The organism is Gordonia sp. (in: high G+C Gram-positive bacteria) (genome assembly GCF_049647785.1).
Classification (GTDB): Bacteria; Actinomycetota; Actinomycetes; order Mycobacteriales; family Mycobacteriaceae; genus Gordonia.
On sequence record NZ_JBARYI010000061.1, the window covers coordinates 47314 to 60154 of the forward strand.

Consider the following 12841-nt stretch of genomic DNA (forward strand, 5'->3'; position numbering starts at 1 on the left):
CTAAGCATCAAGCCTCGCTTGCCCCTGGCAACTCCGCTAGCGTTACTGGAGTTACTAAAGTTGCAAAAGGGGTTAGTGTTGCGCGTTCGGGGAGTGATGGTGGCGGTGTGCGCTGCCGCAGCATTGGCAATGACCGGTATCGGGGCAGGTGTCGCGCAGGCAGCACCGCCCCCGCTGCCCAACGTTTTGCCCAACGTATTGCCCAAGATCCCGGGCCTCCCGACGCCTCCGCCACCAGTCGACCTTGGCAAGAGCTTCAACAAGCTCACCAAGCAGATCAATAAGTCGATACCCGGCAGGGTCGGGGTCGCGATCACCGCCACCGGTACCGGCGAACCCGTCTTCTTTGGCACCGTGAAGAATGCTCGCGCATGGTCGACGCTGAAGGCGCCCGTCGCAGTTGCTGCCGAACGCGCCCATGTTGCTGGTCTGACCCCACTGGAAACCAAGGCGATCCGTGATTCGGACAACGAATCCGCCGAGGCCATCTGGGGCTCCCTCGGAAGCACCCAGCAGGCAATCGACGCGGCGACGGCAGTGCTGCGCGACGGCGGCGACTACCGCACCGTGATCTCCTCAGAATTGAGCAGACCTAAGAGCTATCCCGGTGCCACCCCGTGGGCCACTACCGATCAGTCCGTGTTCGCCGCGAACATGCCATGCCTAGCCGGTGCCGAAAATGTCCTCAAATTCATGAGTTCGGTCGGCCCCAACCAAAAATGGGGTGTCGCAAAGCAGCGCAAGGGCGTTCGCTCGGCCGTCAAAGGCGGCTGGGGACCGGTCTCCGACGCCACCGGCAAGTATGTCGTCCGCCAACTCGGTGTCATCACTACCAACCGCGGTCAGGTCGGCGTCAGCCTCGTCGCACTTCCCGCCAGTGGCACTTTTGAAGACGGGACCGCCATGCTGACTCGCGTCGGCGACTGGGTGCAGCGAAACTTGCAGCACCTGCCTTCGGGGCATTGCGCGCCAACAGTTCCCGCGCCGCCAGCTCCGGGCCCGCAGTAACCGCAGCTAGCGGAACGTCGACAGCAGGATTGCCTCCGTGAGGGCGGTCCGACGGATCTCACCGGGGTCGACGCTCTCGTTCGGTGCGTGGATCGCGGACAGTGGTTCTTCGACGCCGAGAAGTGCGATCTCTGCGTGCGGAATCGTCTCGGCGAGCACGGTGCACAGCGGAATTGAACCGCCCTGTCCCGCAAACTGCACCGGTAGGTCGCTATTTGCCGACGACTCGCTATATGCGGACGACATGGCCGCGATCAACTGCTGATATGCGGGCCCCGATGTGTCAGCGGAGAATGGTGCGCCGAATGCATCGGGTTCAAACTCCACCTTGACGCCCCACGGGATGTGCTTGCGAAGGTGGGTAACCAACAGTTCGTACGCCGCGTGGGGGTCGGTGCCGGGCGGAACCCGCAGGTTCAGCATGGCCGCGGCAGTCGGCATGATGGCCGCCGCGCATTCGGCAGTGCTCGGGGCATCCATACCAATGACGGTGACCGCCGGACGGGCCCAAGCCATGTCGGCGGGCGTCCCGCTGCCAAGGATTTCGGCACCATCGACCGCGCCGACTGTTTCGCGGAACTGCTCGGTCGTGAAATCGAAACCGGTCCACTTCTGGTCAGCCTGCAGGCCGTCGATGGTGGTGTCGCCCTGGCTGTCGCGGAGCGATGCCAGGCCCGCGATGAGCGCGGCCATCGCGTCGGGCGCGGGGCCGCCCGCCCCGCCGGAATGGATCCCGTTGGTGAGCGCGGTGACCGAGACTTTCACGTTCACTACGCCGCGCAGGCTGGTCGTTAGGGTGGGTATGCCGACGGCGAGGTTGCCGGTATCGCCAATCAGAATCAAGTCGGCATCAAAGAGTTCCGGGCGAGTCCGGACCAGATCATCAAGGCCCTCACCGCCCGCTTCCTCGGATCCTTCGATGATGATGCGGACGTTGCAGGCCAGTTCGTCACCGATCGCGCGAAGTGCCGTCAAGTGGGCAACAAGGTTGCCCTTGCAGTCGGCACTGCCGCGCCCGTACCAGCGTCCGTCGCGGTCGACGAGCTCGAAAGGCGGCGAGTCCCAGAGAGATTCGTCGCCGGCGGGCTGAACGTCGTGGTGGCTGTAAAGGCCGACGGTCTTGCTGCCCGCAGGCCCGGCCCGGTGGCCGACGATCGCGGGTGAACCGTCGACCGTCACGATTACCTCGGTGTCGAAGCCGAGGGCGGCGAACGCCTGGGCAACCCAATCGGCACTTGTCCGACTGTCAGCGGCACGCGTCGGGTCGTCGTGGATGGACGGGTAGGAGACAAGCTCGGCGAGATCTGCGCGAGCTTGAACCATCAGATCGTCGATGCGGTTGGCGAGAATTTCCGGAGTCAGCGCTACTGGTCCCATGCCTTCCACTCTGGCACGGACGCGCCGGGCGTGCTCAGTGAGCGCGGTCGAAACTCGCGTACATCTCCCAGTAGACGATTTCGGCGTCGTCGGTGGCGGTCACCGTCAGTGGTCCGGAGTCGGTGAACCGAATGGCGTCTCCTTCGGCCAGCGGTTGGGCAACGAGGTCGTCGCCCGCGGTGCTCCCGCCGCTGCCGCTGCCGCTGTTGTTGCCGCTGACACTGACGCTTCCACGGACGGTGAACAGGTGCCCGAATGGCGCACCCGGAAGCGTGATGGTCTGACCCGTTCGGGGGCGTGCGATGTGGAGGGTCGCGAAGCGGTTCTCGATGTGCAGTGCATCGGAGTCGGCGTGCTCGGGACGCCCCGACGCCACAACTACCGGTTCTCCGCTGGCGAGGGCGACATTGAAGTCGCGCGTGCTGTGCGCAGGTTCCAGTTCGTCGGTGTGCGGCGGAACCCACATTTGCACGACGCGGACAGACTCACGTGAGGCGCGGGCGGCCGCATTGCGTTCGGTATGCGTGATGCCTTTACCGGCCGTCATGGCACCCAGCGAACCGGTGCCGATGGTCTCGGTGTTGCCGTGTGAATCTTTATGCCACACAGCACCTTCTACCACCCAGGTGAGGATTTCCATGTTCTGGTGGGCGTGATTGTCCAGGCCTTCGCCAGGGCCGATGACGTCATCGTTGTGCATGGCGAGAACGCCGTGTGCGTTGGCGAAAATGTCGAAGTTTCCGGTGCCTGGGAACGACTGCCGCGATGTGAGCCACTCGTTCTCCCAGAAGTGGCGGTCGGCGGCGGGAATCAAGGTCGCGGTCATGGGTTCTCGCTGTTGTTGAGGTTGTCGGCCAGACGTCGCATGATGTTGGCCAGTACGGTCGCGTCGTCATCGTCGGCGACGGCGCTATAGAACAGTTCGTCGATATCGGCCGAATGCCCTGCGGCGGCGGCCTCGAATGCGGTGTTGCCCTCATCGGTGAGGACGGCGTAGCTACCGCGACGGTCCTCGGTGGCGTTCTCGCGTCGCACCCAACCCCGTCGACACAGGGTGTCGATTTGATAGGTGAGGCGCGACGCGGAAAACACCATGCGGCGGCCGAGTTCGTTCATCCGCAAACTCCGGTCCGGGGACTCATGCAACAGCAGGAGTACCTGATAATCGGACAGGCACATGTCCGCAGCCTTTAGGCGGCGATCGAGTTCAGTTTGCAGACGCACCGCGTTCTCGATGAACAAGCGCCAGGCGGTCTGCTGGGCAGACTGGCTCACCGCTTGACGCGGTGGGGGCGGAGCGCGTTCGGCGGAACCACGCCGAGGCGACCAGCCTGGAAATCTTCCATCGCTTCGACGACCTGTTGGCGGGTGTTCATGACGAACGGGCCGTGCTGGAAGACGGGTTCGCGAATGGGCTGTCCGCCGAGGAGCAGGATCTCCATTGCCGGACGGTGGGAATCTTGGCCGCTGTCGGCAGCGACGGTGATGGCATCGCCAGCACCGAGGACGGCGAGCTGTCCCTGCTGGATGGGGCGCTTTTCGGCACCGATGGTCCCGCGACCCGACAGCAGGTAGACGAGGCTATTGAAGTCGGCGCGCCACGGCACCGACAGTTCGGCCCCGGGAGAGATGGTGGCGTGGGCAAAAACGATCGGGGTGTGCGTGGCACCGGGGCCGGTGTGGCCGTCGATGTCGCCCGCGATGATGCGGACCAGCGCGCCGCCGTCGTCCGACGACAGCAATTCCGACTGGCCGCCCTCAAGGTTCTGGTACTTGGGGCTGATGAACTTGTCCGAGGCCGGCAGGTTGACCCACAGCTGAATGCCGTGGAAGGTGCCGCCCGATTCGACGAGTTCGGCAGGCGGGGTCTCGATGTGCAGAATGCCAGCGCCAGCGGTCATCCACTGGGTGGCTCCGTTGGTGATGAGTCCGCCGCCGCCATGGGAGTCTTGGTGTTGGAACAGGCCGTCGATGATGTAGGTGACGGTCTCGAAGCCGCGGTGCGGGTGCCAGTCGGTGCCGAGGGGCTCGCCGGGTTCGTATTCGACCTCGCCCATCTGGTCCATGTGGACAAAGGGGTCGAGCAGCTTTTGGGGCACGCCAGCGAAGGCGCGGACGACGGGGAAGCCTTCGCCCTCATAGCCGCGGGGCCCGGTGGTGAGGCTGATGACCGGACGCTGCGTGGAGCCTTCGCCGGGTCGGTTGATGCGGGGAAGGGTGAGAGTGTCGGCAGTTACAGCGGGCATGAGGTGACCTCCTAGTCGGATTACACTTTAGTTCAGATCTGAACTAATTCATAGGCCACAACGCAATGCCGTGCCCTTCTATTCCATCTGTGTGTGGAACAGGTCATACTCAGATGCATGGCCATAAATCCGATTGTTGACCGACCCGCCCGCGGCGGTGAGCGTCAACGCCTCCGCAAACTAGCGCAGGCCGCGCTGAATGCGGACCAGACCGTCGACCAAGTCGAAGATCTACTCACGGCAGTCGGACCCGTCCTCGGTGCGCTAGAAGGCACACTCGAAGGCCTTGATACCACCATCGATCGGCTAAACACCTCACTCGACGACCTCGGCAGCACAATCGCCAAAGTCGACACCACGATCGATCGACTCGCACAGGTTGTCGTGCGACTCGAGAAGGTCGTCGGCCGCGTCGAAACCATCGTCGGCGTCGCCGAGCAGGCCTTCAAGCCGCTCGGAATGCTCGAAAGTGCTGGCCACGAAGTAGAGAAGATCGGTCGCGGGATCGCATCCCGCTTCGGTTTGGGTTGAAGGGTGCGTCCTTCTCGTAGGGTTGTCCTGAGATGGCGAACGAGGAGGATCATATGACCACGCCCGTATCAACGCCGGCCAAATGGCTGGCGGAACTTTTTGGCACTTTTTGGCTCGTCTTCGGTGGCGCTGGCACGGCTGTTTTCGCGGCGAAGCAGGTCGCTGACGCAACGAGTAAGCACGGCCAAGCACTAGAGATCCAAGTCGGTGTCGGCTTTCTGGGCGTCGCACTTGCCTTCGGTCTCACTGTCGTGACCATGGCTTACGCTGTCGGACACATTTCTGGCGGCCACTTCAACCCGGCGGTCACCCTTGGTGCGGCCGTCGGCGGGCGCCTCCCGTGGCGCGACGTCCCCGGCTACTGGGTATCGCAGTTGATCGGCGGACTCCTCGGTGGCCTCGCCATCTTCACCATCGCCAACGGCAAGCCCGGTTGGGAGGCCACAGGCAACATGGCTGCCAATGGCTACGGTGCGCATTCACCAGGCGGGTACACCCTCGTTGCGGTGGCTGTTGCCGAGATCATCCTGACTGCGTTCTTTATCGTCGTGATCCTGGGGGCCACTGACGGTCGTGCGCCGAAGGGCTTCGGTCCGTTGGCAATCGGCCTGTCGTTGACGCTCATTCACCTGATTTCGATTCCGATCTCAAATACTTCGGTGAACCCGGCGCGCTCGATGGGCGTCGCGTTCTTCAATGGTGACGGTGCGCCCGCACAGTTGTGGGCATTCTTCCTCTTCCCGCTTATTGGCGGCGCCATCGGCGGCGTCCTGTACCCACTGCTGTTCCAGAACGGAAAGCTCCGCTTCGGCACCAATGTCTCCGCGTAATTCCAGTGCGTACCGCAGAATGAAGTGGTGAACTCGCAAACTCATTCCGTGACCGGCACGCACAACAACAAGATCGTCTACGACGTCCATCGGCCCGATTCTGATCCGGTGGGCGTCGTTGTTATTTCACACGGACTCGGCGAGCACGCCGCTCGATATCTGCACGTCGCGGAGACGCTGACGGATCTTGGCTATGCGGTGGTGATTCCCGACCACGCCGGGCATGGGCGATCGGGGGGCAAGCGGTTGGGAGTCAAAGACTTCAACGACTTCACCACTGATCTGAGTACGGTGATCAGTCGCGCTGGCCGCTTCGGCGGGCCGACCTTCCTGCTTGGGCACAGCATGGGTGGGGCCATTGCCCTCAAGTACGCACTCGACTATCCCGATGCGCTCGACGGGCTTGTGCTGTCCGGGCCAGCCTTGATGGTGGGCGACGACCTTCCGCCGGTCATGGTGAAGCTGGCCCCGGTGCTCGGAAAGCTGGTGCCGTGGCTCCCGTCAACCGGCCTACCGGCCTCAGCGGTGAGCCGTGATCCCGCCGTGGTCGCCGAGTACGAAGCCGACCCGCTGGTGTGGCACGGCAAGATTCCGGCGGGCCTTGGCGGCGCGCTCATCGGCACCATGGCCACTTTCCCGGAGCGACTGCCGAACCTGAAGATGCCCACGCTGGTGTTGCACGGCGGTGCCGACACCCTCGCAAACCCCGAAGGGTCGCGGATGGTGGGGCGACTCGCAGGCGGCGACGATGTGACCGTCAAAATTTACGACGGCCTCTACCACGAGATCTTCAACGAACCCGAACAGGACGAAGTTCTGCGCGATGTGACGACCTGGCTGGAAGCCCACCGCACCCGAAAGTAGTCGCGCTACAACCAGGCCGGATCGGTGTCCAGGGTGGTGCGGTCGAGGGCGGCGAGCAGGTCGAACTGCACGCCGGTCTTGGGGAGTTCGTAGGTGAAGAAGTATTTGGTCGCCGCACGCTTACCCGCGTAGAAGTCGGCAGCGAACTTATCGTCTGGGCCGCTGGCAGCGAGGAACTGGTCTAGCCACAGCCACGCGACGACGATGTGACCCGTGGCTTCCAAGTAGGCGGTCGCGTTGGCGAGGGCTAGGGCGGCATCGCCCGGGGCCCAGACGGCCGCCGTCACCTCGCCGAGGCGAGTCAGGCTCGCGGCCAACTGGTCGGCATACCTGGCCGCTTCCTCGCCTGCCTCACGCGCCCGGGTGATGGTTTCGGTGATGGTTTCAGCCAGGACGCCGAAACCCTTCCCGCCGTCCATGACGACCTTGCGGCCCAGCAGGTCGAGCCCGTGAATGCCGTGGGCACCCTCGTGGATCGGGTTGAGCCGGTTGTCCCGGTAAAACTGCTCGACGTCGAACTCGGTGGTGTATCCGTACCCGCCGTGCACTTGGATGGCGAGGCTGTTGGCCTCCAGGCACCACTGGCTGGGCCAACTTTTGGCGATCGGTGTAAGTACCTCAAGCAGGGTGCGTGCTCGCGTGCGAGCGGCATCCTCCGATGCCGTCTGCTCTTCATCGAGCAGACGTGCGCAATACAGGCAGAGTGCGAGAGCGCCCTCGGCATAAGCTTTCTGGGCCAGCATCATTCGCATCACATCGGGGTGATCGATGATCGGCACCGGAGGCACGTCGGGACCCTTGGCATCGACCGGACGACCCTGCGTCCGCACCTTCGCGTACTCCAGAGACTTTTGGAAACCCGCGTAACCGAGAGCCGTGGCAAGGAAACCGACGCCGATCCGGGCCTCGTTCATCATGTTGAACATGTAGAACAGGCCACGGTGCAATTCACCGACCGGATAGCCGATCGCGCCTTGCCCGGCGCCCTCCACGGCAAAGGTGCCGTCGCCGAAATTGAGCAGCGTATTGGTGGTCCCGCGGTTACCCATCTTGTGGTTCAGGCCGACGAGGGCAACGTCGTTGCGGGTGCCATCCGGCAAGAACTTTGGCACCACAAACAGGGAGATGCCCTTTACTCCGGGGCCGCCGCCCGGTGCCTTCGCCAAAACGAGGTGGACGATGTTCTCTGTCAGTTCGTGATCGCCACCGGAAATCCACATTTTGGTGCCGGTGATCCGGAAGGTGCCGTCATCGGCGGGGACTGCCTTGGTAGTGATGTCGGCGAGCGAGGATCCAGCCTGCGGCTCGGACAGGCACATGGTGCCGAAGTATCGGCCCTCGAGCATGGGGAGCACCCAGGTCTCAATCTGCTCGGGCGTTCCGTACTTGGCGAGCAAGTTGGCATTGCCGACAGTCAGGAACGCATACGACGTCGTCGCCGCATTGGCCGCCTGGAAAATGGTGGTCGATGCGCGCGAGACGACATTCGGCAACTGCATGCCACCGAGTTCCTCGTCGAACGAGGCCGCGATCAGCCCGGCTTTGCTGAATTCGGTGAGGGCGGTCCCAATCTCCGGCAGCATCACCACCTTGCCGTTGGAGTCCATCTCGGGCTGCGACTGATCGGACTTCTTGTTGTGCGGCGCGAAGAGTTTGGTCGCCATGTCTTCGGATAGGTCGAGCAGACCGTCGAATGTTTCGCGGGAGTGTTCGGCAAAGCGTTCACGCTGGGGCAGTTCGAGTGTGTCGAGCCATTCGTACAGCATGAAGTCGACATCCCGGCGGGACAGATGTTCGGTCATACACCGAAGATTACGTCAGATGCCCAACTGGTTCGTGAGTTGACCTGCCAGGCGGGGAGAGAACGCTGACACCGCACGTAGCACCAGCGCATATCGTGGGTAGATCTCAGCGGGTCGTGTATCGACCGCACGCACCAGCCACGCGGCCGCCTCGTCGCTGCTGAGGGCAGGTGAATCGTGGTAGTCGGCGGTCGGAGCAATCATCGGGGTGCGAACGAGGGGGAAACCCGCATTGGTGACGACCACGCCCGTCCCGTTGCACTCGGCGTCCAACGACCGACCAAACGAGGCGAGCGCCGACTTGGACGCCAGGTAAGCGCCGAACTTCGGCATCGCGCCAGCGCTGACACCCCATGTCACCACGTTGACGATGTGTCCGCGACGGGCATCGATCATGGCGGGCAACAGGCCCAAAATCAGAGCGACGGGCCCGAAGTAGTTCAAGGCCATAGTGCGCTGGTAGTCGTGCAATCGGTCTGCGGAGTCGAGCGTCGACCGACGGATCGATCGGCCAGCGTTGTTAATTAGCACGTCGGGAACACCGAACTGTTCGATGATCTCCGCGGCCAGGCGTGAGGCGTCCTCAGTGTCCGACAGGTCTGCGGTCACCGGAATGGCTGTTCCGCCGTCAACGATGATCGAATCGCAAGTGGCCTCAAGTGCTTCCATGTGCCGCGCGACAGCCACGATCTTGGCCCCGCGGGCGGCAAACGCTCGCGCGGTGGCCTCACCAATTCCTGACGACGCTCCGGTGATAACAATGGTCTTCCCGGTGAGATCGCGGCGCGCTCCGCCGAGAATGTGCCGAATCTCGGTGACAGTGTGCGGCGGGTTCAGCAGGGTGTTGGCGACAGCCGACAGAACCGACATCACTTGTACTTTTTGATCACCGAAAGTGCCTCGTCGGCGTCAACATTCTTGGCGACGAGTTTGCCGTTCTTCACTTTCCGCACGCTATACAGGTTCGGCTTCTTGGCGTTGGCCACATGGAGCCCGGCCTTCTTGGCCTTCTTGTTGAGATCTTCCAGCACGACAGGATCGTAACGCGTCAAGATGAACAGCGCCGACCCATCCGGCCCAGCTACGCCGCTTTTGCTCATATCTGCAGGTCGCAGAGACAACTTCGCTGTGATCTGAACGCGCACTTCTTATTTCGTGGCGGCGAACATCGCCGGGGCGTTTTTCCATGGCCCGCTGGTACCGACGGTCCGTCCCCGGCAAGTCAACGAACTAGGTGCCGGCCTCAGCAGATCTCGACGCCGACCGGGGTCGAATTGTCGAGGCGGCGGGCATAGGCGTCGCCACCGACTCGGGCTTTGATCGCGCACGTATCGGACGCCGACGAGCCCAAATAGTAGACGGCGTAAATCGGGTTGCCGTTCAACTCCTGCCGCAGCGAAGAACACGACTGATCGGTCCGCAAGTACGACGCCCCCGGATACTGGGCAAGCGCAGAGGCGATCTCGGTCGCATAGTTGCCCGGAGTCGTCGCGTTATAGACAAAAGTCGCCGTGCTGCCGTCGCATGGCGGTGTGCTGATCGGCGTCGACAACCCCAGATCGCCCGAACCCCGCTGCGGTGCCTGAGCAGTAGTTGGCTGGTCAGTCGACGGCTGGCCAGGCACGGTTTGGGCGGCCGGCGGCTGTTGCGTCACCGTCACGGTTCCGGGTACCTGCGAGGGTCGTTGCTGTGCTGCCGACAAGGTCCGGGTGCTGTGGTCGGCAGCATTGGCCGGCACCCCCGCGTCGTCGTTGTTGCCCACCGCCATCCAAGCGACACCCCCGGCAGCCAACAGCGCGACGGCGGCAACCGCAGCGGCAATGAGCCACAGCTTTGAACCATTCTTTGCTGGCGGTTGGACTGGATACGGGGGCAGTGAGGGATACGCGAGCTGTGAGGGATTGGGGGGCTGGACGGGCGTGACCATCGTCGGAGCATGTACGGCGTTGGCCGTCGCCGGAGGCAGTGCCCCGCGGCCGTTTAGGGCATCCCCGGCCGCCACCGCCAGGGCGCCAGCCGACGGGAACCGCGCCGCCGGGTTCTTCGCCATTCCCGTCGCGATGACCGCATCCATCGCGGTACCCGTTGCCGGGACCGGGCGCGACAGGTGCCCGGCGATAATCTGTTCGATACTCGTCGACGGGAACGGCTGCGTCCCGGTGAGGCATTCGTACAGGACACACGCCAGTGCGTAGACATCGCTCTGCGGACCGGGCGGCGTGTCCGTCCCGAAGCGCTCAGGTGCCATATAGGCAAACGATCCGATCGCCAAACCCGTCGACGTGAGGCGCGTTTGGCCCGCAGACTGCGCCAACCCGAAGTCGGCGAGGTAGGCGAAATCCCGTGAATCGAGCAGAATATTCTCGGGCTTCACGTCCCGGTGCAAAAGCCCGGTCGCATGCGCGGTGTCGAGAGCGCCAGCCACCTGCTCGACGATCGCGACGGCTCGCGCGGGCTCCAGCGGACCGTCCTTAATGACCGACCGGAGGTCCCGGCCGTGCACAATCCGCATATCGAGAAACAACTGACCGTCTAGTTCGCCGAAGTCGTGGATCGGAATGATATGCGGATCGTTCAGCTTCGCAACGGTCCGCGACTCCCGCATAAACCGGGCGCGGAAGTCGGCGTCGTCGGACAAGGCTTGCGGCAACAACTTCAACGCCACCGTGCGGTCCTTATCGGTGTCGACAGCTTCGTACACGTCGCCCATTCCGCCGCGACCTAGCAAACGCACCAGCCGGTAGCGACCCAGCGTGGAACCCACGCGGTCGGAAGAAGTCATCGGAATCGGTCCTTAAGGGTTCGGCGGCGAGCTATCCGGTGCTGGTGGTCCATTGAGTGCCGCCCGCAACCTATGCTCCAGTTCGGCCGCACCCGCGACGGGCAACTCAATCAAACCGTCAAGCTCCCGTCGCGCACGAGCATAAGCCTGCTGGCGTTCCTGCGGGCTCGCCGCATCGTCACTGGCGAGGTTGAGGAGCCGTTGCGCCCGGGCTAACCGCTCCTGTTCGGCCTGGTCGAAATCGCCGCGCTTGCGGCGCCGAGCTTCCTTCTCGGCCACCTCAAGCGCCGAAACGTAGGCATGCACCGCATCGCGGTAGTGCTCCACTGCGGACGGCGACGCTTCGTCGTCGTGGGATGGTCGCAGCAGTTCGGCACGACTGCGCGCTCGGTGAAAGTCAGCGGTGAGCGGTTCGCGCATGTCAATCAGCATCGGGTAGTCGAGCAGCGTCGAAAGGTTGGTCTCGTAGGCAAACCAGCGGTCGTCGACCTTCCGATGCTCAGCGACAGCGCGCTGATACTCCCGTTTCACCGACTCAGTGTCTATGCGGCCCTTACTTTGTGCCTTGGCGACGGCGACCTTCGCTTCTTGCTTGATCCGGTACTTTTCCAAGCTGCGTTGAGCGCGTCGCTCGTTCCACGCGCTGACACCGCGGGCGACACCGCCGATCGTGCCGCCGAAAACAAAGATCAGCCACCAGTACTGCCCGATCGCACCCATCACGCCGCCCATACGTTCAGACTACGACTGGTCGCTCCCGAAGTCCGACCGCTACAGGGGGAACCCTTCCTCCATCAGGTCGATTGCCGCCAGGTAGGCCGCAAGCGGAAGCATGTGTTCGGTGGCACTTTCGGCGAGATGGAACATCACTCCCGATAGCGCCGCGACAAAGATCCGCAGCTTGGGGTCGTCGGGGCTAGACCCCAAATAGGCGGCGATGAAGTCGAGACCCTCCGCGATCGCGCGGTCCGATTCGGTCTGAAAAGTAGCTCGCAGCGCGGGCTCGGTCCGCAAGATTGCGAACCGCTCAGGATTCGACGCCCACGGGTCACTTTGGGTGATGGTCCACATTTCCGACAGCATTTGACGGACGAGCCCAAATTGGTCGAGCCCCGGCGGCATGTTTTCTAGGACCCGCTTGCGGTCGGCATCGAGATCGTCGTCGATGACGACGTGTTCTTTCGATTGGAAGTATCGAAAGAACGTGGTGTGTGAGACGTTCGCGCGTGCGGCGATCTGTGCGACGGTCGTCGACTCGTAGCCTTGCTTCGCGAACAGTTCCAGCGCTGCCGCGCGGATGTCGGCCCGGGTTTGGGCCTTCTGTCGTTCGCGGAGACCGGGCCGCGGCCCCGGGGAGGTTCCCGAGGCCGCGGCATGGCGATTGTCAGTCATTGCGTTGGG

General features: G+C 63.4%; 14 protein-coding genes. 4 read left to right on the top strand and 10 right to left on the bottom strand.

Annotation, left to right across the window (positions count from 1 at the left end; genetic code table 11):
* Nucleotides 1-75: 75 nt before the first annotated feature.
* Nucleotides 76-1008: a hypothetical protein gene (locus tag WBA38_RS09980; RefSeq protein ID WP_424293427.1), complete on the top strand. Its 933-nt coding sequence runs from the start codon at nt 76-78 to the stop codon at nt 1006-1008.
* A 6-nt stretch (nt 1009-1014) separates the two neighbouring features.
* On the opposite strand, the gene WBA38_RS09985 is transcribed toward WBA38_RS09980, so the two are convergent.
* Genes WBA38_RS09985 through WBA38_RS10000 form a run of 4 tightly spaced genes read right to left on the bottom strand, consistent with a single transcriptional unit; the run spans nt 1015 to nt 4631 of the window.
* Entirely contained in the window at nt 1015-2385 is a 1371-nt protein-coding gene (locus tag WBA38_RS09985) for a dipeptidase (protein ID WP_424322615.1), read from the bottom strand.
* Nucleotides 2386-2419: 34 nt separating this feature from the next.
* Complete coding sequence (locus WBA38_RS09990; RefSeq protein ID WP_424322616.1) at nt 2420-3211, bottom strand: pirin family protein; 792 nt, start codon at nt 3209-3211, stop codon at nt 2420-2422.
* Complete coding sequence (locus tag WBA38_RS09995) at nt 3208-3660, bottom strand: MarR family winged helix-turn-helix transcriptional regulator (RefSeq protein WP_424297192.1); 453 nt, start codon at nt 3658-3660, stop codon at nt 3208-3210. Before WBA38_RS09995 ends, WBA38_RS09990 begins: the two co-directional genes overlap by 4 nt.
* Nucleotides 3657-4631, bottom strand: a complete 975-nt coding sequence (locus WBA38_RS10000; protein WP_424322617.1) for a pirin family protein — start codon at nt 4629-4631, stop codon at nt 3657-3659. The genes WBA38_RS09995 and WBA38_RS10000 overlap by 4 nt, the downstream gene beginning before the upstream one ends.
* Before the next feature lie 117 nt (nt 4632-4748).
* Between WBA38_RS10000 and WBA38_RS10005 the strand changes: the two genes are divergently transcribed.
* The 3 genes from WBA38_RS10005 to WBA38_RS10015 are packed head-to-tail and all read left to right on the top strand — an operon-like array spanning nt 4749 to nt 6856.
* Nucleotides 4749-5162 carry a hypothetical protein gene (locus WBA38_RS10005; protein WP_424297196.1) on the top strand — a complete coding sequence of 138 codons (414 nt, stop codon included), beginning with the start codon at nt 4749-4751 and terminating at the stop codon, nt 5160-5162.
* A 53-nt stretch (nt 5163-5215) separates the two neighbouring features.
* Nucleotides 5216-5992, top strand: a complete 777-nt coding sequence (gene aqpZ, locus WBA38_RS10010) for an aquaporin Z (RefSeq protein WP_424297197.1) — start codon at nt 5216-5218, stop codon at nt 5990-5992.
* Nucleotides 5993-6019: 27 nt separating this feature from the next.
* A complete protein-coding gene (locus tag WBA38_RS10015; RefSeq protein WP_424322618.1) occupies nt 6020-6856 on the top strand; it encodes a lysophospholipase in 837 nt (278 codons plus the stop codon).
* Between the two features lie 5 nt (nt 6857-6861).
* Here WBA38_RS10015 and WBA38_RS10020 read toward each other — a convergent pair whose 3' ends face one another.
* From WBA38_RS10020 to WBA38_RS10045, 6 genes are all read right to left on the bottom strand, one after another.
* A complete protein-coding gene (locus WBA38_RS10020) occupies nt 6862-8658 on the bottom strand; it encodes an acyl-CoA dehydrogenase (protein ID WP_424322619.1) in 1797 nt (598 codons plus the stop codon).
* A 15-nt stretch (nt 8659-8673) separates the two neighbouring features.
* Nucleotides 8674-9528, bottom strand: a complete 855-nt coding sequence (locus WBA38_RS10025) for an SDR family NAD(P)-dependent oxidoreductase (protein WP_424322620.1) — start codon at nt 9526-9528, stop codon at nt 8674-8676.
* Nucleotides 9528-9689, bottom strand: a complete 162-nt coding sequence (locus tag WBA38_RS10030) for a hypothetical protein (protein ID WP_424297557.1) — start codon at nt 9687-9689, stop codon at nt 9528-9530. Before WBA38_RS10030 ends, WBA38_RS10025 begins: the two co-directional genes overlap by 1 nt.
* Nucleotides 9690-9901: 212 nt before the next feature.
* Nucleotides 9902-11440 carry a protein kinase domain-containing protein gene (locus WBA38_RS10035; protein WP_424322621.1) on the bottom strand — a complete coding sequence of 513 codons (1539 nt, stop codon included), beginning with the start codon at nt 11438-11440 and terminating at the stop codon, nt 9902-9904.
* A 12-nt stretch (nt 11441-11452) separates the two neighbouring features.
* The gene (locus tag WBA38_RS10040) at nt 11453-12172 is read right to left on the bottom strand and encodes a hypothetical protein (protein ID WP_424297561.1); all 720 of its coding nucleotides are present in this window, start codon (nt 12170-12172) and stop codon (nt 11453-11455) included.
* A 39-nt stretch (nt 12173-12211) separates the two neighbouring features.
* A complete protein-coding gene (locus WBA38_RS10045; RefSeq protein ID WP_424322622.1) occupies nt 12212-12832 on the bottom strand; it encodes a TetR family transcriptional regulator in 621 nt (206 codons plus the stop codon).
* Nucleotides 12833-12841: the final 9 nt, after the last annotated feature.